The 24,508-nt window shown below is 35.4% G+C and carries 25 protein-coding genes; 11 read left to right on the forward strand and 14 right to left on the reverse strand.

All coding sequences use genetic code 11. The features are described 5' to 3' along the window. Positions 1-33 precede the first annotated feature (33 nt). On the forward strand, positions 34-1,893 hold the full coding sequence (locus RQM59_RS07650; RefSeq protein ID WP_349241509.1) for a M61 family metallopeptidase: 1,860 nt from the start codon (positions 34-36) through the stop codon (positions 1,891-1,893). A gap of 32 nt (positions 1,894-1,925) precedes the next feature. On the opposite strand, the gene RQM59_RS07655 is transcribed toward RQM59_RS07650, so the two are convergent. Next, positions 1,926-2,666: a DJ-1/PfpI family protein gene (locus tag RQM59_RS07655; RefSeq protein ID WP_349241510.1), complete on the reverse strand. Its 741-nt coding sequence runs from the start codon at positions 2,664-2,666 to the stop codon at positions 1,926-1,928. Positions 2,667-2,778: 112 nt separating this feature from the next. On the opposite strand from RQM59_RS07655, the gene RQM59_RS07660 reads away from it, so the two are divergent. From RQM59_RS07660 to RQM59_RS07670, 3 genes are read left to right on the forward strand one after another with little or no spacing between them, the layout of a single operon-like run. After that, on the forward strand, positions 2,779-4,701 hold the full coding sequence (locus tag RQM59_RS07660; protein WP_349241511.1) for a CocE/NonD family hydrolase: 1,923 nt from the start codon (positions 2,779-2,781) through the stop codon (positions 4,699-4,701). A gap of 2 nt (positions 4,702-4,703) precedes the next feature. After that, a complete protein-coding gene (locus RQM59_RS07665; RefSeq protein ID WP_349241512.1) occupies positions 4,704-6,584 on the forward strand; it encodes a Xaa-Pro dipeptidyl-peptidase in 1,881 nt (626 codons plus the stop codon). Between the two features lie 5 nt (positions 6,585-6,589). Then, entirely contained in the window at positions 6,590-7,030 is a 441-nt protein-coding gene (locus RQM59_RS07670; RefSeq protein WP_349241513.1) for an SRPBCC family protein, read from the forward strand. 1 nt (position 7,031) lies between these two features. On the opposite strand, the gene RQM59_RS07675 is transcribed toward RQM59_RS07670, so the two are convergent. Both RQM59_RS07675 and RQM59_RS07680 read right to left on the reverse strand, forming a co-directional pair. Continuing rightward, on the reverse strand, positions 7,032-7,406 hold the full coding sequence (locus RQM59_RS07675; RefSeq protein ID WP_349241514.1) for a VOC family protein: 375 nt from the start codon (positions 7,404-7,406) through the stop codon (positions 7,032-7,034). Continuing rightward, on the reverse strand, positions 7,403-8,608 hold the full coding sequence (locus tag RQM59_RS07680) for an MDR family MFS transporter (RefSeq protein WP_349241515.1): 1,206 nt from the start codon (positions 8,606-8,608) through the stop codon (positions 7,403-7,405). Before RQM59_RS07680 ends, RQM59_RS07675 begins: the two co-directional genes overlap by 4 nt. Before the next feature lie 272 nt (positions 8,609-8,880). Between RQM59_RS07680 and RQM59_RS07685 the strand changes: the two genes are divergently transcribed. Beyond that, positions 8,881-9,495: a DUF1684 domain-containing protein gene (locus RQM59_RS07685; RefSeq protein ID WP_349241516.1), complete on the forward strand. Its 615-nt coding sequence runs from the start codon at positions 8,881-8,883 to the stop codon at positions 9,493-9,495. Here the strand turns inward: RQM59_RS07685 and RQM59_RS07690 are convergent. The 6 genes from RQM59_RS07690 to RQM59_RS07715 form a co-directional block, all read right to left on the reverse strand. Next, positions 9,492-10,724 carry an ammonium transporter gene (locus tag RQM59_RS07690; protein WP_349241517.1) on the reverse strand — a complete coding sequence of 411 codons (1,233 nt, stop codon included), beginning with the start codon at positions 10,722-10,724 and terminating at the stop codon, positions 9,492-9,494. The two genes, RQM59_RS07685 and RQM59_RS07690, sit on opposite strands and share 4 nt — an antisense overlap. A 6-nt stretch (positions 10,725-10,730) precedes the next feature. After that, positions 10,731-11,069 (reverse strand): P-II family nitrogen regulator, encoded by a 339-nt coding sequence (locus RQM59_RS07695; protein ID WP_349241518.1) that lies wholly within the window; start codon positions 11,067-11,069, stop codon positions 10,731-10,733. A 178-nt stretch (positions 11,070-11,247) separates the two neighbouring features. Further along, positions 11,248-11,622 (reverse strand): fluoride efflux transporter CrcB, encoded by a 375-nt coding sequence (gene crcB / locus RQM59_RS07700; protein WP_349241519.1) that lies wholly within the window; start codon positions 11,620-11,622, stop codon positions 11,248-11,250. Positions 11,623-11,689: 67 nt separating this feature from the next. Next, positions 11,690-12,724, reverse strand: a complete 1,035-nt coding sequence (locus RQM59_RS07705) for an SRPBCC family protein (protein ID WP_349241520.1) — start codon at positions 12,722-12,724, stop codon at positions 11,690-11,692. Between the two features lie 64 nt (positions 12,725-12,788). Beyond that, positions 12,789-13,757, reverse strand: coding sequence for a BT_3928 family protein (locus RQM59_RS07710; protein WP_349241521.1), 969 nt, complete (start codon positions 13,755-13,757; stop codon positions 12,789-12,791). Between the two features lie 2 nt (positions 13,758-13,759). Next, positions 13,760-14,293, reverse strand: coding sequence for a DUF1599 domain-containing protein (locus RQM59_RS07715; protein WP_349241522.1), 534 nt, complete (start codon positions 14,291-14,293; stop codon positions 13,760-13,762). Between the two features lie 104 nt (positions 14,294-14,397). On the opposite strand from RQM59_RS07715, the gene RQM59_RS07720 reads away from it, so the two are divergent. The 5 genes from RQM59_RS07720 to RQM59_RS07740 are packed head-to-tail and all read left to right on the forward strand — an operon-like array spanning position 14,398 to position 18,130. Then, positions 14,398-14,979, forward strand: coding sequence for an LOG family protein (locus tag RQM59_RS07720; RefSeq protein WP_349241523.1), 582 nt, complete (start codon positions 14,398-14,400; stop codon positions 14,977-14,979). After that, positions 14,979-15,800 carry a dihydropteroate synthase gene (gene folP, locus RQM59_RS07725; protein WP_349241524.1) on the forward strand — a complete coding sequence of 274 codons (822 nt, stop codon included), beginning with the start codon at positions 14,979-14,981 and terminating at the stop codon, positions 15,798-15,800. The genes RQM59_RS07720 and folP overlap by 1 nt, the downstream gene beginning before the upstream one ends. A gap of 51 nt (positions 15,801-15,851) precedes the next feature. Continuing rightward, complete coding sequence (locus RQM59_RS07730) at positions 15,852-16,457, forward strand: ExbD/TolR family protein (protein WP_349241525.1); 606 nt, start codon at positions 15,852-15,854, stop codon at positions 16,455-16,457. Positions 16,458-16,507: 50 nt separating this feature from the next. Beyond that, positions 16,508-17,284, forward strand: coding sequence for a diadenylate cyclase CdaA (gene cdaA / locus RQM59_RS07735; RefSeq protein ID WP_349241526.1), 777 nt, complete (start codon positions 16,508-16,510; stop codon positions 17,282-17,284). 3 nt (positions 17,285-17,287) lie between these two features. Then, positions 17,288-18,130, forward strand: coding sequence for a DUF3667 domain-containing protein (locus RQM59_RS07740; RefSeq protein WP_349241527.1), 843 nt, complete (start codon positions 17,288-17,290; stop codon positions 18,128-18,130). Here the strand turns inward: RQM59_RS07740 and RQM59_RS07745 are convergent. After that, positions 18,082-19,851, reverse strand: coding sequence for an ABC transporter ATP-binding protein (locus RQM59_RS07745; RefSeq protein WP_349241528.1), 1,770 nt, complete (start codon positions 19,849-19,851; stop codon positions 18,082-18,084). The genes RQM59_RS07740 and RQM59_RS07745 overlap by 49 nt on opposite strands. Before the next feature lie 3 nt (positions 19,852-19,854). Further along, positions 19,855-20,580: a tRNA pseudouridine(38-40) synthase TruA gene (gene truA / locus RQM59_RS07750; RefSeq protein ID WP_349241529.1), complete on the reverse strand. Its 726-nt coding sequence runs from the start codon at positions 20,578-20,580 to the stop codon at positions 19,855-19,857. A gap of 64 nt (positions 20,581-20,644) precedes the next feature. On the opposite strand from truA, the gene RQM59_RS07755 reads away from it, so the two are divergent. After that, a complete protein-coding gene (locus RQM59_RS07755) occupies positions 20,645-21,142 on the forward strand; it encodes a metallophosphoesterase family protein (RefSeq protein ID WP_349241530.1) in 498 nt (165 codons plus the stop codon). On the opposite strand, the gene RQM59_RS07760 is transcribed toward RQM59_RS07755, so the two are convergent. The 3 genes from RQM59_RS07760 to RQM59_RS07770 all read right to left on the reverse strand — a co-directional run bounded on the left by RQM59_RS07760 (position 21,129) and on the right by RQM59_RS07770 (position 24,449). Further along, positions 21,129-22,961, reverse strand: a complete 1,833-nt coding sequence (locus tag RQM59_RS07760; RefSeq protein WP_349241531.1) for a tetratricopeptide repeat-containing sensor histidine kinase — start codon at positions 22,959-22,961, stop codon at positions 21,129-21,131. The two genes, RQM59_RS07755 and RQM59_RS07760, sit on opposite strands and share 14 nt — an antisense overlap. 4 nt (positions 22,962-22,965) lie before the next feature. Next, entirely contained in the window at positions 22,966-23,616 is a 651-nt protein-coding gene (locus RQM59_RS07765) for a hypothetical protein (RefSeq protein ID WP_349241532.1), read from the reverse strand. A gap of 173 nt (positions 23,617-23,789) precedes the next feature. After that, on the reverse strand, positions 23,790-24,449 hold the full coding sequence (locus tag RQM59_RS07770; RefSeq protein WP_349241533.1) for a response regulator: 660 nt from the start codon (positions 24,447-24,449) through the stop codon (positions 23,790-23,792). Positions 24,450-24,508 lie beyond the last annotated feature (59 nt).

The following is a 24,508-nucleotide window of genomic DNA, read 5'->3' on the forward strand; positions in this document are numbered from 1 at the left end:
TCGTCTTACTTCAAACTATAATCTAACTGTATTATGAGAAAAATACTAATAGCCGCATTAAGTTTGGCTGTATTAAGTGGCTGTTCTTCTTCGAAATTAGCCAAAAATGAAAAGCGCACTGTCGAAGTTGCCATTGATCTAAACAATGTTGTAGACGACAAAGTGCAAGTAACCGTAAATCCGCAAAAAATTAAAGAAGCAAGTGTTGTATATCAAATACCAGCAATTGTACCAGGTACTTATGTAATAAGTGATTATGGAAAATTCGTGGTAGATTTTAAAGCATATGACTACGATGGAAATGAAATGGTAGTTCAAAAATTGGATCCAAATTCATGGCAAGTGAATAATGCACAACAATTAGACAAAGTATCCTATTGGGTGGAAGATACTTTTGATAGTGAAAAGAAACATAAGATCTATGTAATGGCAGGAACCAATATTGAAAAAGATCAAAACTTTTTCTTGAATCTTCCTGGATTTGTTGGTTATTTTAAGGGAAAGAAGGAATCTCCATATGAGATTACGATCTCTCATCCTGAGAAGTTATACGAAACCTCTTCATTGATCAATCAAAACACCACTAAAGAAGATAACACAAAAGATGTATTTGTTGCTTCAAGATATGATGAGATTTCCGATAACCCAATCATGTATGCCCCGTTAAACTACGTGAGTTTTAACATGAATGGTGTCGATGTCACGTTAGCGGTATATTCTCCAAATAATGTGCACGCAGCGAAAGATATGGAGGAGGATTTAAAGAAGATGATAGAAGCGCAAACGAACTTCTTAGAAGGTTTTGAAACTACCAATGAGTATAACATCCTGTTATATTTATTTGACCCAAAAGTATATAAATGGAATAGTTTTGGAGCTTTAGAGCATTTATCTTCTACCACAGTAGTTTATCCTGAATCTTATACAAAACAACAATTGAAAAATGGAATGATTAATGGAACCGTTTCTCATGAGTTTTTCCATATTGTGAGCCCATTATCTGTGCATTCTGAAGAAATTCATTCATTTGATTTTAACAAACCAAACATGTCCAAGCATTTATGGATGTATGAAGGTACTACGGAATATTTTGCAAATCTATTCCAGGTAAATCAAGGGTTAATCGATGAGCAAGCATTTATCAATACAATGCAGGGAAAAATTACTACTTCTAAACGTTTTGACGATGCTATGTCTTTTACTGAAATGAGTAAAAACATTTTAGAGGATAAGTATGCCAAGAACTACAGCAATGTGTATATGAAAGGTGCTTTAATTGGTATGACCTTAGACATTCTTTTAAGAGAAGAAAGCAAAGGAGCTTATGGAATCAGAGACCTAATGAGAGATCTTTCAAAAAAGTATGGAGCTAAAAAACCATTTAAAGATGATGAGATCATTGCTGAGATCGTAGCGATGACCTATCCTTCGATTGGTGAGTTTTTCAAGAAACATGTTGAAGGAAATACACCTATTAATTATAATGACTTCTTTGCTAAAGTTGGTGTAAAGGAACACACAGAAACTGTAGATGTAAGTTACTTCTTAGACAAGAAAAACCAGCCTTTTGTTTCTGTAAATAACAATAGAGAAATCTTTTTTACAAAGAGAACAAACTCAGGTTTGGTTGCCTTAGGTATAAAAGCAGGAGATATCTTAAAATCAGTAAACGGTGAAGCCGTTTCATTACAAAACGCTAGACAAATTGTTGGAAAATCTTTCCAATGGAAAGAAGGCGATGATCTGAAGATGGAAGTATTGAGAGATGGAAAAACGGTAACTTTAGAAAGTAAGATTATAAAACCTCAAGCTGAATCGACCAGTTTAAAAATAGAAGAATTACCAGCAGACAATCCGAAAGTAAAATTGAGGAATGCCTGGTTAAAGGGATAGTAAAAAAAGCGGCTTAAAGCCGCTTTTTTTATTTAATCGTTCAGAATAATACTAGGAACGTCCTCTGATTTCCAATCAATCACCAATCCGCCTGCTAAGCTTCGTGCTATTTCGGGCCCGTATAAGTATTCGCAGAGATAGAGCGCTGCTTCAAAGGATTTAGCTCCCCCTGCCGAAGTAATATATTTTCCGTCATGTATAAACAGCACATCTTTTCGAATATCCAATTTGGGAAACATCTCTTTCATTTTGTCAATATCACTTGGAAAGGTCGTTGATACTTTACCATCTAATAATCCAGCTTTTGCTAAAACGAATGCACCATCGCAATGGGATGTTACAAACTGCGCATCTTTATCCACTTTCTTTACAAAATTGATCATTGCATCGTCTTTCAGGTCTGAGTCTAAATGATGCTCTGCACTAGGTACCACCAAAATATCTATTCTAGGTAGCGAATCCTTTAGGTAGTTGAAATCTGGCAGTATACGCATTCCTTCGAAGGTCGTAATAGGGTTATCCGTATTTGCTACCGTAAATACATTCATTGGCTTAATTCCTTTTCTAAAAATGGTATGCTGAAAGATATCATACGGAGCTGTTAATTCTGTATTAAAGGTTCCATCCATGATCAAAAAAGCTACGTTATATCGATCTGGTTTTAACTCAGGAAGCTTTTTCTCTGTCCCATTTTCTTTTTCATTCTGACTCTTTTCAGAGGTTTTACATCCTATAAAAGTTACTAATAACACTACTAAATACCAATGTTTCATACGGTGTTTTATTTTAAACAAGATTCTAAAAATACGTATTCGTTTTAACAGCAGAAACCTTTAATGGTACTTTTTTGTTTTGTACATTTACCTGCAAACCAATTAATTCGGCATGAAAAAACAATACCTCCTTTCACTTCTAAGTCTTTTTATTTTATTTACAAGTTGCGATACAGAAAAAGTAGAAGCAGAAGACACCTATGTTCAGGATCACTATACCAAGCAAGAAGTAGACATCGTTATGCGCGATGGTGTTAAATTGCACACGACCATCTATTCTCCTAAAGACACGAGCAAAGAATATCCTATTTTAATGCAAAGAACACCCTATAGTTCCAGACCATATGGTGATGGAAAAATGAAGACTAGTATCGGTCCAAACAAGCATTTAATGCAAGAAGGGAACATTGTCGTGTATCAAGATGTTCGAGGACGCTGGATGAGCGAAGGCGTGTATGATAATATGCGAGCTTATATTCCAAATAAAAAAGCAAATCAATCTGATGAAGCTTCAGATACTTATGACACTATCGATTGGTTGGTGAAGAATGTTGAAAATAATAATGGAAATGTGGGAACTTGGGGAATCTCCTACCCTGGTCATTATGCTACGGTTTCTGCCATTGACGCGCACCCTGCTTTAAAGGCAGCATCTCCACAAGCCTGTATTGGTGATTTCTTTTTTGACGATTTTCATCATAACGGCGCTTTCTTATTGAGTTACTTTAGAGCTATTTCGCTCTTCGGAACTTATAAAGATACTCCTTCCGATACAGCATGGTATTCCTTTCCAAAAATGGGAACTCAAGACCAGTATCAATTCTTTTTAGACAAGGGGCCTTTAAAAAACCTGAACAGTTATTTTCAGTACGAGCAATTGGATAATACAACTCCAAAAAGTAAAGAACGCATAGACGATTATTTTTGGAAAGAGATTGTGGAGCACCCTAATTATGACGAAGTTTGGAAAAGTAAAGGGATCATTCAGCACATGAATAAAGTTCCTTCAACTGTAGCAACCATGATTGTTGGAGGCTGGTTTGATGCAGAAGACCTATACGGTCCTTTAGAAACGTATAAAGGCATAGAAAAACACGGAAAAGAAAATTACAACACCTTAGTATTTGGTCCTTGGGACCATGGCGGTTGGGCAAGAAGCAGGCCTCAGAACATTGTAGGGAATTACTATTTTGGTGATTCAATCTCGCTCAATTTTCAAGAAAAAGTAGAGACTAAATTCTTTAATCATTTCCTAAAAGGTAGTGGAGACAAAAACTCAGGACTTCCAGAAGCGCTTGTTTTTGATACCGGAAAAAAAGAATGGAAAGAATATGATACTTGGCCACCAAATAATACTCAGAAAGAAACCATGTACCTATCGGAAGATCAGGAATTATCCAACTCAATGAAATCCTCAAAAGGAATACAGTTTGTAAGTGATATAAAGCGCCCCGTTCCTTATTCAGAAGATATTAAAACAGTGTTTACTCCAAGAAAATATATGACGGATGATCAGCGCTTTGCAGCTAGAAGGCCCGATGTATTAGTTTTTGAAACCGACGTGCTTACAGAAGATTTTACCTTAGCAGGTGATGTTTTAGCGAAACTTAAAGTAGCAACCACAGGTACGGCAGCTGACTGGATCGTCAAAGTAATAGACGTGCATCCTGCAGATGCTAAAAACGACAAAGAGAAGAATAAAAATTTCCAAAAACACCTAAAACTTAGTAACTATCATTTAATGGTGCGTAGCGAAGTAATGCGCGGTCGTTTTAGAAATAGCTTTTCTTATCCTGAGCCATTTACTCCGAATAAGAAGACCGAAGTTGACATTACATTACAGGACGTGTTTCATACCTTTAAAAAAGGACACAAATTACAGGTTCAGGTTCAAAGCACTTGGTTTCCTCTTATCGACCTGAATCCTCAAACATATGTAGACAATATTTTTAAGGCAAACAAAGAAGATTTTAAAACGCAGACTCATACGGTCTTTACGGATTCGAGTATTGAATTCTCTGTATTAAACAACTAATCATGAAGAAGACATTTATTAGTATTATTACCCTTGTATTTGCAATAACTTTATCTGCTCAAGAAAAAGCAAAACCTATTTTTAAAAATGGTGAAGCACAAGTAGTCGAAGCTTTTAACAATCCAAATGATTGGATACGACACGACCTTTGGGTAGAAACGACTTTTGATACCGATGGTGATGGCAAAATGGATAGAATGCATGTTTCTGTAACCAGGCCCATACAAACAAAAACAGAGGGTTTGAAACTTCCTATAGTCTATGTTTCTAGTCCTTATTTTGCTGGAGTAGCTCCTAATGTGAAAGGATTATTTTGGAATGTAAAAAACGAGTTAGGTGAAGAGTCTAAAGTACCAAGAGTACACCCTGAGGTAAAAAGAACAGGACAGAGGCCTATCATTTCAAATTCTCACATCAGAACTTGGGTTCCTAGAGGTTATATTGTTGTGCATTCTTCCTCGCCCGGAACAGGATTGTCACAAGGATCTCCTACGGTGGGTGGAAAAAACGAATCCCTAGCACCAAAGGCCGTGATTGATTGGCTATGTGGTCGTGCTAAAGGATATACAAGCCCTTATGGAAAAGAAACTGTAGATGCATTTTGGTCGACTGGAAAAGTGGGAATGACAGGAACTTCTTACAATGGAACGATTCCTTTAGCAGCAGCTACGACTGGAGTTGAAGGCTTAGAGGCTATCATTCCTATTGCTCCTAACACTTCTTATTATCATTACTACAGATCGAACGGTCTAGTTCGATCTCCAGGAGGATATTTGGGTGAAGATATTGATGTGTTGTATGATTTTATACATAGTGGTGGAGAGGAGTTGATTCTGAATAAAAACTACATCAAAGACAATAAAGATTCTAAAGAATTCATCAGAAAAAGAGATTATAATAACGCAAGAGTTCGTGATATCGAGATGAAGAATGGAATGGACAGAAAGACCGGGGACTACAACGATTTTTGGGCTGGCAGGGATTATCTGAATCAAATGAAACCTATGAAAGCTGCCTTATTAATGTCTCATGGATTTAACGATTGGAATGTAATGCCAGAGCACAGCTATCGCATTGCTAAAAGAGCAAAAGAAATGGGAATTCCTACGCAAATCTATTATCATCAATTTGGACATGGTGGTCCTCCACCAATGAAAATGAGAAATCGTTGGTTTACACGCTATTTGCATGGTGTAAAAAATGGAGTTGAAAATGATGCGCGTGCCTGGATCGTTCGAGAGGATGCTAAAATGACGGAGCCCACAGCTTACGAAGATTATCCTAATCCTGCAGCAGAAAATGTAAAATTTCACTTAGCTAAAGGAGGATCTATTACGGGTAGTTTGACAACCCATAAGAAAAAAACAAAAGTAAAGGAGACATTGGTAGACGACTATTCTTTTTCGGGAATAGCTTTAGCGAGAGCTTCTGAATCGAAAAACAGATTGTTATATACTACTCCTATTCTAAAAGAAGATATTCATATTTCAGGAATAGCAACCATCAAAGTAAAGATTGCAAGCAGTAAACCTGCCGCGAACTTATCTGTTTGGCTGGTTTCGCTTCCATGGAACGAACAAAAAAAAGCAAAAATAACTGACAATATAATTACGCGAGGTTGGGCAGATCTTCAGAATTACAAATCATTAACAGAAAGTAAACCGCTAAAACCTGGGAAATTTTATGAAATGACCTTCGACCTGCAGCCTGATGATCAAGTGATCAAAAAAGGGCAACAAATAGGTTTAATGATCTTTTCTAGCGATAATCAATTTACGTTGCTACCGAAGCCAGGCACAGAATTAACCGTTGATCTTGACGAAACAACACTTAGCATTCCTATTGTTGGAGGAACAAAAGCTATTCAAAAAGCTACAGAATAACAAGTATGAAGTTTACCTGCACAGTATATATTCATAAACCGCAACAAGTCGTTGCTGACTTCTTTGCTAATGCTGATCATTTAGGAGAATATCAAGAGGGCTTTCAAAAAAAGGAGTTAGTATCTGGTGAACCATGGCAAGAAGGTGCTGTCTCTCAGCTGTATTATCAGAATGGTAAACGGAAAATGGAGTTGACTGAAACGGTCTTAAAAAATGAATTACCTAATGAATTTCTTGCAGAATATTTTCACACACATACTGAAAATACTATGAAAAGTACATTTACAGTAATTGATCCAAATGAAACGAAATATGATGCCGAGATTCACTACACAAAATTTAAAGGAGCTATCGTAAAAATTATGGTTTTCTTATTTCCTTCTTTTTTTAAGAAACAGGTTCAGAAATGGTTAACCAACTTTAAAGTTTTTGTTGAGAAGCAGTAAATTAAATTCGCCACGGTGGATTTTTTCTATTCTCTCCTGCTTTATAAAGAATCAATTGATTTCCATCAGGGTCTTTTAAACGGGCTTCTCTCCACAACCAAGGTTGATCTGTGGGTAATAGATCGAATTGAATCCCTTTTCCTTCTAATTCTTTCACTACTGTATCCAAGTTTTCATTTTGAAAATAAACGGTTATTCCATTACCTTTTGGCAACTCGTCAACCAAATGCACAGAAAAGGTCGAATCTCCATCTGGCAATTCAAAGCGTACATATCTAGGTCTTGCATCTACTATGAGATGCAAGCCTAGTTTTTTATAAAACTCCGTAGATGTTGAAACATCTAAAGACGGAATGGTTATCTGATTTAAGTTCATGATTTTTCTTTCTTTAAGATTCGCATTAAAAGAAACAGACATAATACTCCAACAAAGGATAGCAATGTAATAATAGCCCATGTATTATCAAATCCAATATTATCTACCAGTTGCATACCTGTATTATGTCCAAATATATGTGCCACGGAAAAAGCGATACTGTAAAAAGCCATATACTCCCCTTGATTCCCTTTCTTAGCTCGTTCTACCACAAAAGCATTCGAAAATGGAAATGCGATCATTTCTCCGATGGTCATCAACAACATTGCTATAATCAATATCCCTAACCAGAATCCTAGTATCAATATCAAAAAACTTAATGCAGTTAGTAATAATCCTATCATCATCAGAAATGCTTTTGAATATTTGGTATTCTCTAACCAATTGATCAGTGGCATCTCTAAAGCGAAAATGATAAATCCATTCATACCAAAGAGCAATCCAATTTCAAATTCAGTTAGGCGATATACATCTCTATAATACAATGGCATCGTGGAGAAGTATTGTAAGAATACAAATCCAAACAGGAACATAGACACAAAGAATACCCAAAATGCTTTATCCTTATAAACGGACACAGGGTTCTCAACTTTCACCTCATCTAATACTCTGGCCTTTTTAGGGTTTAATACTTTGATCAGTAATACTACGGCCAAAATACAGGTAACACCATCTACCCAAAAAAGTCCGTGGTATCCTATAGAAGTAATAATCAAACCTCCAATAGCCGGCCCAGCGGTAAACCCTAAATTGATCGCCAACCGAATTAATGTTACCGAACGTGTTTTATTCTCTGGCTTACTATAGGCGCTTAACGCCACGAACATGGCTGGACGAAAGGTATCTGCTACCAACATCACTAGGAAAATCCCAACACAAAACCCAACAAAGGTGGTTACAAATTGCAATGAAATGAATAGTAGTCCCGTGAGCAATAAACTAATGCTCATCACTTTATAATAGCCAATCTTATCTGTTAGTTTCCCTCCTAGCCAAGAGCCAAGAACCGATCCTACACCGAAACAAGACATGATCCAACCTACGTGCTCTAGAGTAAATCCTAAGCTTTTTGTTAGATATAGCGACAAAAAAGGAATGACCATGGTACCTGCCCTATTGATCAAAGTGATCAATGATAACCACCACACTTCCCGGGAGAGTCCATTAAAGGTTTCTAAATAATTAAAGTATAACTTTTTCATGTTGCTAGTTGATTAAGAGTTGTATTAAAAATAAAAAGTCCGGCTAAATAGCCGGACTTTTATGATTGATTGATTTTATATAGATATTATCAAAACATATGCATACGGCGACGAAGGGTAACATACACCCTTTGTTTCGTTGAACATGTAATGAAATTCTTCATTGTTTTTTTAATTAATGGCGTAAAGCTACATATTTTTTTTAAATATCAGCGAAATCTAAAATCAATCTTATAAAAACATCCGTATTTTTACATTGTATATTGTACCTCATGAAAAAAATACTGTTGCTTTTAACTGTTTTAATCCTTACTTCTTGTAGTTCTCAAGGCAAAAGGCCTTTGGCTGGAAAAACGGAATATCAACAAAAAGAGAATGCACGCTTTAAGGATGCTTCAAAATCTCCTTTAAAGAAAAGAGATCTTAAAAAGTTTAAGGGTTTAGCCTTTTACCCTGTAGATTCTTCCTATGTAGTAAATGCCACTTTGACCAGAACCCCAGATGAGCCTGTTTTTGAAATGGCCACTACAACAGACCGAAAACCTTTATACAAACAATACGGAATTCTTTCCTTTACATTAAAAGGGAAGGTGTTAAAATTGCACTTGTTTCAAAATCAGGAAAACTTAACAGACGAAAAATATAAAGATTATCTCTTTTTACCTTTTACAGATGATACCAGTGGGGATGGCTCTTATGGTGGCGGACGGTATATGGATGTTTTTATCAGTGAAATTAATAAAGATGACACTGTTATCTTAAACTTTAACAATACGTATAACCCATACTGCGCTTACAACGATAAATACTCCTGTCCGATTACACCAAGAAAGAATCATCTAGATATTGCTATCGAAGCAGGAGTGAAAGATTTTAAAAAGCCCTAGTGCTCATTCAAGCGAAAATCAGGATACGCAGACATTCCATGTTCATGAACATCTAACCCTTCTAGCTCTTCCCTTTTTGGAACCCTTATTCCCACCGTTTTCTTAATGGTAAATATGATAATGAATGATGCTACTACGCAAGCCCCGCCAACAATCAATATCCCGTAGAATTGATTTAAAAATTGGGAAAGTCCTTTCATGTTTCCGAATAGCCCCACGGCCAATGTTCCCCAAATACCACATACCAAATGTACTGAAATCGCCCCTACCGGATCATCTAAACGCAATCTGTCTATTAAAGAAACGGCAAACACAACTAAGGATCCCGCAACTAATCCGATCACAATTGCATCGGTGACTCCCATTTGATCGGCACCAGCAGTAATTCCTACCAATCCGCCTAAAATTCCATTCAACAACATGGACAGGTCATTCTCCTTATATCTGGCATAGGATACAATGAATGCTCCTAAACCTCCTCCCGCTGCTGCGAGACAGGTTGTGACCAATACTAATGACGTTGCTCCTGGCTCTGCAGATAATACCGAACCTCCATTAAAACCGAACCACCCAAACCATAATAAAAATACACCAGCCGTAGCCAGTGGTAAGCTATGACCTGGAATCACTCCTATTTTTCCATCCTTAAATTTCCCTATTCGGGGACCTAACAACCAAACTGCCATAAGTGCAGCCCATCCCCCTACAGAATGTACTAAAGTCGATCCTGCAAAATCATAGAATCCTAATGTCTCGAGAAAACCACCTCCCCATTTCCACATACCCACAATCGGGTAAATAAGGCCTACATAAACTGCAGAAAATAAAATAAATGCTCCAAGCTTCATTCTTTCTGCTACTGCTCCAGACACAATTGTAGCCGCTGTAGCGGCAAACATTGCCTGAAATAAGAATTCAGTCCAAAAGGTATATTGTCCATTGTAATACTCGGCGGTAAGCCCATTGACGGGAAGCTCAAGTCCAAATCCACTAAAACCAATAAAACCACCTGCAAACTCCGCTCCTGGATACATTAAATTAAAACCAATTAACGTATATGTCAGTAACCCAACGACAATAATGATTACATTCTTGAATAAGATATTAATAGTGTTCTTTGCTCTAGTTAGACCGATCTCCAATAATGAAAACCCAAGGTGCATTATAAATACCAACGCGATGCACAACATCATCCAAATGTTGTTAGCAACAAATAATCCATTTTCCATAAACTCTTATTGAAGTGATTCTTTTCCTTTTTCCTTTGTTCGTATTCTATAGGCTTCATCTACTGGAACTACAAAGATCTTTCCATCTCCAACTTCTCCAGTAAAGGCAGCTTCGAGAATTGCACTTACCGTTTTTTCTACAAAAGAGTCCGAAACAACAATCGATAGCATTCTACGTGGTATATCGCTCGTGCTGTATGTAACACCACGATACACTCTTCCTTTTTGTGCGTTTCCTACTCCGGTAACGTCCCAATAGGATAGAAATGTTACTTCAATGTCGTGCAAGGCATCCCTTACATCATCGAATTTTGACTTTCTAATAATGGCTTCTATTTTTTTCATTATATCTATTGATTTAGGTCTTGGTTATTATAAAAACAGAAGAAAAATACACCTAAATATTTCAGATATGAAAGTTCAAATTCATTTTTGCGAAGATGAAAAAAATGAGGGCAAAAAATTATAATATACTTATTTTAAGCATATTGAAATTATGAATTTGAAAATCGGCAGGAAATAACTATGCAGAAACACGCACAAAATACATTCCTAAGAATACTGCTAAAAATGCAATTACAAAACTGGCTATCGTATAGAATGCAAAGCTAGCAAAATCACCTGCTTTTAAGAATACATGATTTTCGTAAGCAAATGTTGAGAACGTTGTGAATCCGCCACAAAATCCAGTGGCCAATAATAAGGTTTGATTTTGCGTCAGAGACTCATTTTTGGCGGCCAAACCTAAAATAATACCTATCAATAAGCTTCCTAAAATATTGGCAGCAAAGGTTCCATAGGGGATTCCACTTTCGGGGTTGTTTAGGTATTTCCCTAATATATAGCGAAGTACGCTTCCAAAACCTCCTCCAATAAAAACCAGTAACAGTTGCTTCATCTTTGCGAAGATAAGAAAACCTCATAGTTTTCACTATGAGGTTTTCTTAGCATTATTTTTTAGACAATTACTTTACAGCATAGTAAATATCTGTTTGAATATCTTGTGGTTTTACACTCGTAGGATCATTCATATATAGTTCCCAAACTAGTCCATTATACTCTAATTTATTGGCTTTCATATACTGGTCAATCTTCGCATGCGCCTCCATATCTCCGGTTCCATAGTTCCCATATTTATCTACCATTACTCCTTTTCCGCTGGGCATTGTCACTACTTTCATTCCTTCTCCTGGTTTCAAATTTTTGTGCAACAATAAACCTATATAAAATTCGGCTTCTTTTGTTTCTTCATCCCACTTGGTATATACAGACCCTGGTGTGTAATCACCTTCTTTTAACCCACTTTTCACAGCATACATCCCTGCTTTTGGCAAACTGGTCATGAATAGTTTTGTCATCTCTTCATGACTCATATCTGTTCTTCCTTTATGGTAATACCCAATAAACTTCTGTCCTTTTAAATCTACGGAGGTTACTTCTCCCACTCTAAAACTATTTTGTGTCATTTTTATCCTTTCTTGTACTACTTTTTCTAAATTATCTAATCCTTGGGCTTCCATCGGACCTAACATAGCATCCCATCCCCCAGACATTGCCGCAAAAATCTTAAACGAGAATGGAGCTTGTGTTTCCTTCATATGCCAAGAAACTTCAGTTCCTCCTTCCACTTCTTTAAAAGACCAGATAACATCTATAGGATTATAATCTCCCATTTGCATCTTTTGTTCAATCAGTTGATTTGGAAGCACTTTTACCGTTTTTATATTTCCCGGTCCGTCTTTACTCGTCCAAGAATCACTTGCTCCTACTCCTACTGTTTTGTCTCCATAAGTAACCACGATTGTTGAATCGTCATCGTGCCATGGACCCCATTCTTCCCAGGACTTAAGGTCATTTACAGTGTTAAACACATCTGCAATTGGTGCCTTAATAACTTTATCTCTAGAGATATCATATTCGCTTGGTTGCATCATAGCAAAAACCAAACCTCCAATAACTAGCACTAATACTAGTAATAATAAGTACTTTAAAAATTTCATTTGTAATGTTTTTTAAGATTGATTACTACTAAGTTAGCATTTTCTACCAAAAAACAAACTAAAACTACAGTTTAACATCCTCAGCATCAGTCCAATTCCACTTACCAGTGACCGTTCCTTTAGAGAATGTCATGATTCCTGGATTGGCTCTAATCATTGTTTTTAACACTGTTTCATCACAGAATAAGAAATCAAAAGGAAGTGAGTATTTGGTTTGAGTCAAGACCAGTTCGTCACCAAAAGAAGCGGTAACTCCATATACCGTATAGCCTTTATTAATGGCATCGTCGGCTATTTTTTTAATTTTTGCAAAACCATCCTTTTCTGACTTAGATATGTTGTAAACCAACAGTAGCATCAATTTATCTTTAGCCATTAACTCATTGGTAAGATCATTTTGCGTGTCTTCTAGAATAAAATCTTGTGTAGGAGGCAATTGATCACCTCCATGATATATTTTACCATCTGGGATATTCTTTCCAACTGCATAGGCTCTAAAGTCGATTAGAGGTAAATGGTTTAACACATGATAGGTGATGTATGAGAAGCTCAATAAAGAGATTAAAGTGATAGCAAGTGTTATCTTTTTGGAAAGTATTTCTTTGATGTCTTTTACACGTATTAGCAATAAAATGATCAGTCCGATCAAAATTACATTCTTGTAGAACGTTTCCCATGGAGTTAGCTTGATCGCATCTCCAAAACAACCGCAATCAGTCACCTTATTATAATAGGCAGAGTACCAAGTTAAGAATAAGAAAATAGCTGTTAATACCAATAAACTCCAAACTGTCTTTTTGGATTTATATCCCAACAGGAGCATTACGCCCAGCATAATTTCAGCTAAGATCAAGAGGATTGAAAAAGGTAATGCATATGGGATCAAGAATTCTAAATTCAACACTCCCTCTCCAAAATATTCCTCAAACTTATATTGCGACCCTATAGGGTCGACTAATTTTACGAAGCCAGAAAAAACAAACATGGCTCCAACAAAAATTCTCGACAGGTGGACTAGTATCTTGATTATCATCTTTAATTCATATGTATCATTGCAAAAACTGCATAGTTAATCATATCCTGGTAATTCGCATCAATCCCTTCAGAAACTAAGGTTTTCCCTTTATTATCTTCAATTTGTTTGACACGTAATAATTTTTGAATAATCAGATCGGTAAGAGAGCTAATTCGCATATCGCGCCATGCCTCTCCGTAATCATGATTTTTATCTTCCATTAATTGCTTGGTTATTCCTATATGCTTATCATATAGGTCCGTAGCTTCCTCCGTTGTTAGGTCTGGGTTCTCAACTACACCCAGCTCCAACTGAATTAACGCCATAATGCTATAATTGATAATCCCTATGAACTCAGACTTCTCTCCTTCGTCTACTTTTCGCACTGCATTTTCCTGCAATTGACGAATTCGTTGTGCTTTTATAAATATTTGATCGGTTAATGACGGTAATCTTAAGATTCTCCAGGCACTACCATAATCACTCATCTTCTTAATAAATAAACTTCTACAGCTTGATACAACGGCATCGTATTCTTTGGAAGTATTCTGCATAAACTCTTTTTATTTCTATAAAGTATTTGCGTAAAAATAGTAAATCCTAAACGCTTTTCGTTTATTTTTACGGAAGAATTTTAGGGATTTAACACATGTCTTTTATGAATAAAATTGTTGTTTTTTGTGGTTCGAGCTTAGGTTTTAATCCTGTTTATAAGGAAGCGGCTATTGCCCTCGGAAATTCTTTTGTCGAAAAGAATATTGCGCTCGTGTATGGTGGAGGGAAAATTGGTATGATGGGGGTTTTGGCAGAAACGATACTATCTCAAAAAGGGGAAGTTATTGGAGTCATTCCAAGTTTGCTCACCCATGAAGAAGTTGTTAATAAAGAAGTTACGCAGCTAGTAGTGACCAAAACGATGAGCGAACGTAAAGTGGTTATGAGTAAAATGGTAGACGGTTATATTACTTTACCAGGTGGGTTTGGCACTTTAGATGAACTTTTTGAAAGCCTTACACTAGGACAATTGCACATAGAACAAAAGCCTGTAGGGCTATTGAACATTAATGGTTTTTTCGATCATACATTGAAACAATTAGATGTTATGGTGGCAGAAGGTTATTTGAAGCCCGCGAATCGAGCATTGTTGATCGTAGCAAATACCGTTGAAGGATTATTAAGTAAAATGAGCGCTTACGAAACTCCAGAAAAATCTCCAGTAATTAATAAAGTGGTACGCTAATGACAATCAATTGTAAGGGCTCCATTATCGATCTTTCTACACCCAAAGTAATGGGGATTCTAAATATTACGCCCGATTCTTTTTACGATGGTGGGAAATACAAAAACAATTCTGATGTTTTACATCAAGTTGAAAACATGTTATCTGAGGGTGCTACTTTTATAGATATAGGAGCTTATTCTTCCCGACCTGGTGCCACTCATATTTCCGAAGAAGAGGAGCTCCAAAGAATACTTCCCGTGATTGATCTTTTGCTCAAAGAATTTCCCGAAATTTTGATTTCCGTAGATACTTTTAGAAGTAAGATCGCCAAAGAAACGATTGCTAGTGGAGCAGCCATAATCAATGATATTTCCGGTGGAAATATGGATGTTAATATGTTCGCTACTGTTGCTGAGCTTCAGGTGCCATATATTGTAATGCATATGTTAAGAACTCCACAAAATATGCAGCAAGACCCTACCTATAAAAATGTAACAACGGAGCTCATTGCTTTTTTTGCAGAGAAGATTTCGACGTTACGGAGCCTAAAGCTAAATGATATCATTATTGATGTTGGTTTTGGTTTTGGAAAAACAAGAGTTCATAATTTCGAATTACTCCAAAACCTTTCATTGTTCAAAAATCTGGATGTTCCCATTTTAGCTGGGATGTCAAGAAAATCAATGCTGTATAAAACGTTAGGAACAACTCCACAAGAGGCTTTAAATGCAACCACCTCTGCAAATACTATAGCGCTTTTGAACGGTGCTTCTATTTTACGAGTACACGATGTAAAAGAAGCCACAGAAGCCATCACAATCACTAACCAACTGATATAGAGAATTTTCGGCATATTGTTTGTAGGTCTTATACTATTAAAAACCTAGACTATGAACAAAAGACACACACCCGAAATTAATGCGGGCTCAATGGCCGACATTGCATTTTTACTACTCATTTTCTTTTTAGTAACCACCACAATGGATACGGATTCCGGAATCTTGAAGAAACTACCTCCAAAAGAGAAAAATGCTCCACAAATTGTTATTCACGATAGAAATATTCTGGAGGTAAAGATCAATCAACACAATGAATTGATGTTTGATAATCGAATTATTGGTCCAGATGAAATTAAAGAAATTACGCTTAATTTTATTGACAATGGCGGAGGGTTAGACATCGATAAGCAGCCATGCACATGGTGTAAGGGTAAAAAAGACAAAGCTTCTTCCGATCATCCATCTAAAGCTTTTATTTCTATTCAAGCCAATAGGAGTTCTTCATATGAAACCTATATAACCGTCATGGACGAGATCAATAAAGCCTATGCTTCATTAAGGAATAGAGTTTCAGTGGACATGTATGGTCAAAATTACTCCAGCTTGCTGGAAAATTTAAAAGCAAACCCAGAAAATGGAGAGGAGATCATGGCAAAAATAAAGGCGGTTCGTTCTAAATACCCGCTCTTAGTGGCAGATACCGAAATGTCGAATTGATATGGCGAAAAGGTAAATAATTAGTACATTTATCCGAAATACATCAATTAATGCTCGATTTTATTGATATTTCATTTTTGGATATACTAGACATCTTACTAGTCGCTATCTTACTCTATTACATTTATAAGCTTTTAAAAGGTACTGTTGCCATCAATATTTTTTTAGGTATTGCCTTTATATTCTTGATCTGGAAGATTACAGAAGCGCTTAAAATGGAAATGCTAAGCCGTATTTTAGGATACCTACTTAGCGGTGGAGTTATTGCATTGATTATTGTTTTTCAACAGGAAATTAGAAAGTTCTTACTAATGATCGGGACTACCAATTTCTCCTCTAAAAGAAGTTTTTTAAATCAGATCAAGTTTTTGAAATCAGAAATTAGCTCTGAAACAAACGTCACTATTTTAGTTGAAGCATGTAAGAAATTATCTACTACAAAAACAGGAGCACTAATTGTACTGGAAAGAACCAATAGTTTGGATTTTTTAACCAACACAGGTGATACTATGAATGCTTTACTTAATGAAGTTTTATTAGAAAGCATTTTCTACAAAAATAGTCCGCTGCACGATGGCGCTACTATTATTAGAGATAATTATATTGTTGCTACCAGAGTTATATTGCCTGTTTCTAATAGCGCTACTATTCCTTCAAGGTTCGGTTTAAGGCATAGAGCCGCTATAGGTGTATCCGAGAAGACCGATGCTGTTTGTTTGCTAGTATCTGAGGAAACTGGCGAGATCTCCTATATTAAAGATGGGGGGTTTGAACTGTATGCAGATTACAATGAACTTATTGATAAACTAAGAAATGATATTGCTTAACATATGGATTGTAAAAACTGTAAGAATTCTGTATTAGATTCAGATGGCTTTTGCTCTAATTGCGGAGCTAGAAAAGTAGATAATCGACTCACGTTTAAATATTTTTTTCAAGAGTTTTCTGAGAAGGTTTTAAGTGTAGACAATAAGCTTCTTAAGACGATCATCCATCTTTTTGTAAAACCCGATGTTGTTATTAAAAGTTATATTGATGGGGTACGAAAAAGATATATCGACCCATTTGGATATCTTTTAATATCTATTACCCTTTCTGGTATTTCCATTTATTTAATGAGAGAGGGAGCCATTCAATCGATAGAAAATCTGAATGATACTGCTGGTTTGCAAAATACTGAAGGGACTAAGCAGATGATGAATATGATCTATGATTATTCCGCGATAGTTACTGGAATGAGTATTCCCATTTATGCGCTCATGTCATGGATTGTGTTTTACAACAAAAAAATGTACAACTATGTTGAGCACATCATCATTTATTTATATACCAATGCGCAATTTGCTATTGTAAACCTTGTTGCAGTATTAATTGTATACGCAACAAAACAAACTATGGGGCTTGTCTTTTCTTTTGGGCTCATGGGTTTCTATTTCATTTACACAGCCATTATTTTAAAGAAGTTGTTTAAGTTAACCTTTGTACAACTCATTATAAAAAGTTTATATTTTTTGTTGATTCTGGCAATCTTTTACGTCATATTTAGTATTCTCACTGCCGCATTGATGTACCTATTTTTAGGGCCTGAGTATTTTAAACAATTTGCACGTCCAGCGCAAGCGCTTTATGATGCTAGTTCTACACTAAATTGTTTATCGTATAGGTTTCTGTAGTATCCGTCTTCTTTTTGTAGTAACTGATTATGGGTTCCTTGCTCTACGATAATCCCTTTGTCCATGACAATGATCTTATCTGCTTTTTTAATAGTGGCTAACCTATGCGCAATAACAATGGAGGTTCTATCTTTAGTAATCGTATCCGTAGCGTGCTGAATCATTTGTTCTGCATGTGAATCTACCGACGACGTAGCTTCATCTAAAATAAGAATACTTGGCTTACTGACATAAGCTCTTAAAAAAGCAATCAACTGTCGCTGCCCTGAAGAAAGCATTGCGCCTCTTTCTTTTACGTTGTAGTTATAATTTTCCGGTAAGGTCATGATAAAATCATGTATCCCAATCTTTCTAGCCGCTTCTTTCACCTCTTCCAAAGAAATGTTCTCATTTTTAAGTGTAATATTATTAAAAATGGTATCGGAAAATAAGAATACATCTTGTAATACCACTGCGACTTGCTTTCTAAGAGATAAGATTTCGTATTCATTCACAGGAATCGTATCTACACAAATGGTTCCTGAGTCAATTTCATAAAAACGGTTGATCAAATTAATTATCGTTGATTTTCCTGCTCCTGTAGCTCCAACAATGGCTACGGTTTGTCCTTTCTGCACGTCGAAAGAAATTCCTTTTAACACTTCTTCTCCTTCTATATAACTAAATCTAACATTTTTAAAAGCGATATCTCCTTTTAAGTTTTCTGCTTTTAATGTTCCGCTTTTATTAATAAAGCTATCCGTATCCATCACTTTAAATACACGTTCACCAGAAACGATTCCCATTTGCAACTGATTAAACTTATCGGCTATCTGACGTAATGGTCTGAACAGCATTTGTGCAAACATGATAAATCCGAAAATATCACCAGGACCAGAGACTACTCCTTCGAGTACTTGACCTCCTCCAAACCATACTATCAAACCAATTCCTATAGACGATAGTACCTCAGCAATCGGGAAGAAGATAGAATAATACCAAATGGTTTTTATATAAGCTTTCTTGTGCTTATTATTAATTTCTTTAAAGTTTCTATATTCAATCTTTTCTCTATTGAACAACTGTACAATCTTCATACCCGTCACTCTTTCTTGTACAAAACCATTCAAATTCGCTACCTGATTTCTAACTTCTTGAAATGTGGCTTTAATAGCAATTTGAAAGATTTTCGTTGCATAAATCAGAATCGGCAATACAGCTATGGCTATTAATGCTAGTTGCCAATTTATATAGAACATTACAACAATAACCGTCATCATTTTTAAGATGTCACTTACTATGGTAAAAACGCCTTGCGTAAAAAAACTTGCAATGGTTTCTATATCAGATACTACTCTCGTAACTAACCTCCCTACCGACGTATTATCAAAATAGGTCATTTTAAACTCCAAGATATGCCTAAATGTTTTAGTTCTAATATCTCTGATAATATGTTGCCCTACCCAATTGGCATAATAGATAAATGTGAATTGTAATAGAACCTCACCCATCAAAATTGCCAGCATGATCAATATATAGTTCAGCAAGCCAACTTCATCCTTACCAATGATGTAATCATTTACTGAAGCAATTACCACCAAAGGTCTTGCCACAGAAAACAAAGCCAATAAGATCGTGGAAGACGCCGCTATAAAAAAATGTAATTTATAACGCCTTGCAAAACCCATTAGTCTTGTAAATACTTTTACATCAAATGCTTTTCCCGAAACTTTTTCTGCCATTGCTTAATAGGTAACTTTTGTTAAAAATAATCCTTTTGCCGGTACCGATGTCCCTGCATTGCTTCTATTTTTACTTTCTATAATTTTTTCAAACTCGTCTATACTAATTTTACGCTCTCCAACTTGTAATAACGTTCCTACAATGGCTCGCACCATATTCCGTAAAAATCTATTTGCCGTAATATGAAATGTGAGCTCACTTCCATCTTGTATCCACTCTGCTTTTGTAATATCGCATAAAAAGGTATGCACCTCCGTCTGAACTTTGGAAAATGCCTCAAAATCTTTATACTTAAACAAACTCTTACATGCTTCATTCATCAAATCTACATCCAAAGTTTTATGATGCAATTGAAAGGTAGTATCTAGTAAAAATACATTTCTACCTTGCCAAACTCTATATTCGTAACTACGATCTATAGCATCGAATCTAGCATGTTTTCCGTCATCTACCTTAAAGAGGTCATGAATTACAATATCGTTTGGCAGTACAGAGTTAAACTTGTATGTGTACTTGCTATCCAGTTCTTTTTCCGAATCAAAATGTGCGAACATTTGGGATGCATGTACTCCTGTATCTGTTCTTCCAGCTCCTACAACACTTATTTCTTCTTGCAACACGGTACTTAGCGCTTTATGAATTTCGCTCTGCACGGAATTCGCATCAGGTTGAATTTGCCATCCATGATAGTTCTTTCCATGATACGATAATTCGATAAAATATCTCAAAAAAATACGGATTTAAAACAAATCAAAATTACGGATTTTATTTCGTTATTTGTACTTTAGAATTATGAAGAAGATACTACTACTTTCTGACACGCATAGCTATATCGATGATCAAATTTTAAAGTTTGTAAAACAAGCCGATGAAGTCTGGCATGCAGGTGATATTGGGAACCTTGATGTTACCGATACTATTAAAAAATTAAAACCGCTACGCGCCGTATTTGGAAACATTGATAATAAAGATGCACGTACTGAATTTCCGTTAGACAACAAATTTGAAGTAGAAGGTGTAACGGTTTGGATTACACATATTGGAGGGTATCCTAATAGGTATAACCCTCGTGTAAAAGAAATGTTGGCTACCAACCCTCCAAAATTATTTATATGTGGTCATTCACATATTTTAAAGGTTCAGTTCGATAAAAAATTGGAGCTTCTACACCTAAACCCAGGTGCCGCTGGAAAACATGGCTTTCACAAAATACGCACTATGCTTCGTTTTGAGTTAGATAAAGGTGCTATTAAAAATATGGAAGTGATTGAATTGGCTAAGCGAACGTAACAGCTTCACGCTCGTGAATAGGAAGTTCTACCGAAATTTTAGTACCATTTCCTTTGCTACTTTCAATCGTGAATTTACCTTGCATCATTTTTATTCTGGCATCAATCTGGTTGATTCCTAATCCATCTTTTTCAGGAATGAGATCTTTATTAAATCCTTGTCCATTATCGTTAATAGAAAGCATTAATCTCTGATCTTTTTCAAATAATGTCAATTCTGCTTTAGAAGCTTTACTATGCTTTAAAACATTATTAATAAACTCCTGAATGATATTGTAGGTCTTTATTTCGAACCCTTGATCGTATCTTCTCAAGTCAGAGATGTCAGTTCTAATCTCTATTTGGGAGTTCGAATACTTGTCTGCCATATCTTTTAGCGAATACTGCAGTCCGAATTTCAATAGTACAGAGGAGACTAGCGTATGTGACAAATCTCGAATCTTATCAGAAGCTTCGGTAATGATCTTTTGTGATTTCTCTATTTCTACAGGTGTGGATCCATTGAACTGAGAACGGCATGCCTGTAAATGTAGATTTGCGGAAGATAATAAGGTACTTACACTATCGTGCAAGGTTTCTGCTATTTGTTTCCGCTCTGATTCTTTTCCGTCTATGGTAGCATTTAAAATACGGATCTGTGATTCTGATTTTAACTTCTCAATCTTTTGTTGTTGAATCAGTTCGTTTCGAGACACCTTTAAACTCAGATTCTTTTGTCGGAATTTAAAATACGCAATGGTTCCAATTAATATGATTAGTATAGAAATACTTAATACCGTTACTCCCCAGGTTTTGTCTTTTTGCTCTAAAAGCTTGATCTCTTCCTGCAAAATTCCCTCTTTCATACCAATTTCGAAATTCTTCTCTGCGTTAGCTTTTTCGACTATTTTCCTTAACTCATCCCCTCTTAATTTGTCAAAAATATTATACGATTTCTCTTGAAATTCATAAGCTTTGTAATCTCTTAACATATACATTGCATAGGCTAAGTTAAAATACAAATCCGCTTTATACCTGTCTGCTTTTTCTCCCTTAATATTATCTAGAAAATTCAAAGCTTTTAAGGTAGTTTGTTTAGACTTTTCATAATCAGACTCATACAGGTATATTCCTGCCAAGTTTCCATATGCTCCAGCTAGATCATAAAAATTCTTTGAAAAGTCAGATTCAATTTGAATTGATTTATTTGCATATAGTTCAGCCGTATCAAACATGCTATCATGCATGTAAATACTAGATAAGTTACTATAAGTTTTTGACTGCAACTTGAGTGCCTTTCTTTTAAAAGTCTCAGAATCAATTACTTTACCATAATAATATAGTGCACTATCTTGAAACTTTATTATACTATCATTTCTTTCTAAAAGTCTATGGTATGTGACTCCCAACTTAAAATTATTTTCCAGAAAAAGAAAATCATTATCTTCCACCTTTAGTTCTTTCAATAGAGTATTATTCATTCTATTTCTACTAAAACTTGACAAACTCTTTCTAAAATATTTCGCTGACTTTTTATATGCTTTCGTTTTGTACCATATTTGCGCCATCAGGTAATTAGCAAGCGATTGTAATTCTATATTTTTTTCTTTTTTCGCTTGATATAGCAATTCAGTCGTTACCTCAACAGCCTTAGGGTAATCTTTAACGAGAAATAAACTATCAGCCTTTCTAAATTTCTCAAGCAAAAGACTATCCTTGACTTGACTATGAATTATAAGCGAAGAAGTTGTATAAGATACAACTTCTTTATTAGAACACTCAACCGCAGAGCTATAAATCAATATAACTAAGGCAAAGAATAATTTCGTTATTTCCCTCAAGTATTTAATCATTAATTATAGACCTCGGCTTTCTTTCAACCATTGCGACATTTTCCTCTCTACTTGTTGTACCAACGTAATGATTTACAAAATCAATTTTTAAATCCACACCTTCCTCTTTAACAAATGTCTTAAGATATTCAGATTGTGAATTGACTCCATCTTCAAGATGTACCTCATACGTTTGTAAATCATCATTATAAATAAACTCTACTGTTACATCATCAGCAACCTTAAAATCTAAATCATAAGTACCATCTCCATTGCTTGAAATACTATATTCATTTAAAAAATCTTCATCAGCATTTCTATTACTGTAAGAAATTTTATCATCTATTATCATTATAGAAGATTTTTTTCCTGTTTCTGTATCAGTAAACCCAACTCTTAAAGAATTGTCTTGTATTGCTAACGCTTCTTTAAAACTTTTTTTAGACTGATTATCAGATGAATATAGGTAAAAATCATTAGAATTTGATCTTTTATCCTTAGAAAGTGATACTTCTGCATTATCTGCTAAATTATAATCTAATGAGTATGCCCCTGATGCATCTCTTTTAACGGTATAGTTTTCTAGTAACTTATTTGTTGTGTCTTCTGGTGTAAATATTTCTTCTGAAGAACAAGACATTAGCCCCATGCTAATGGTTAACATTACAAAAATTGATTTGAAATTTTTCATGATTGAGAGAATTTAGGAAATTGAATTTAATACTAAAAAAATAGGCTTATAATGTATGCAGCTTACATAGTAATTGGGGGGAAAACAAACTCTTATTAGGGGTATTCTTAAAAGAATATAAGAGAATCTTATTTTAGGGGATATTACTAGATAATATTGTTTTTTACTGCATACATTGCTAAGCCTACTGCGTTTTTAACTTTTGTTTTCTTTAATAAACTTTTTCTATACGTTTCTACTGTGTTTGTACTTATGTTTAATATACCTGAGATTTCTGAGGTACTGTTTTCTTTTGCTATTAACTTAAGAACTTCTAGTTCTCTTTCTGTTAAACTATGAGCAATGGTACTTTCTGGTCTTTCTCCTTCGGCTACCTTTTGCCCCGTATATAACTTAAATAAGTTATTCTGAATATCGTCGCTAAAATACTGCTCTCCTGCTGCAACCGCCTTAATAGCTTTTACAATATGCTCTCCAGCACTATTCTTTGATAAAAATCCTTTGGCTCCTAAATTGAGCATTTGTTTTACCAAATTCACATCGTCATAACTAGAGAGGATAATTACTTTTTGGTCTGTCTTATTTGACTGAAAAAACTTCAGCACATCTATTCCATCAAAAATGGGCATGTTAATGTCCAAAATCAGAATATCAGCGGTTTTTTCTTTCGACCAATCAATCACTTCTTTACCAGTGAGAGAATATCCTTCTATCTCTATATCCTTGTCAGTATTTATTACAGCAATGATCCCTTCTATTAAGATTTTATGATCATCTGCTACGTGAACGTATATCTTTTCTTTCATTATTACGTTACAAATTTAAGTGGTATTTCAAAGTTGTACAATACCTTTTTTCCGTGAAA

The sequence above is a fragment of the Asprobacillus argus genome (assembly GCF_032248395.1).
Lineage (GTDB): Bacteria > Bacteroidota > Bacteroidia > Flavobacteriales > Flavobacteriaceae > Polaribacter > Polaribacter argus.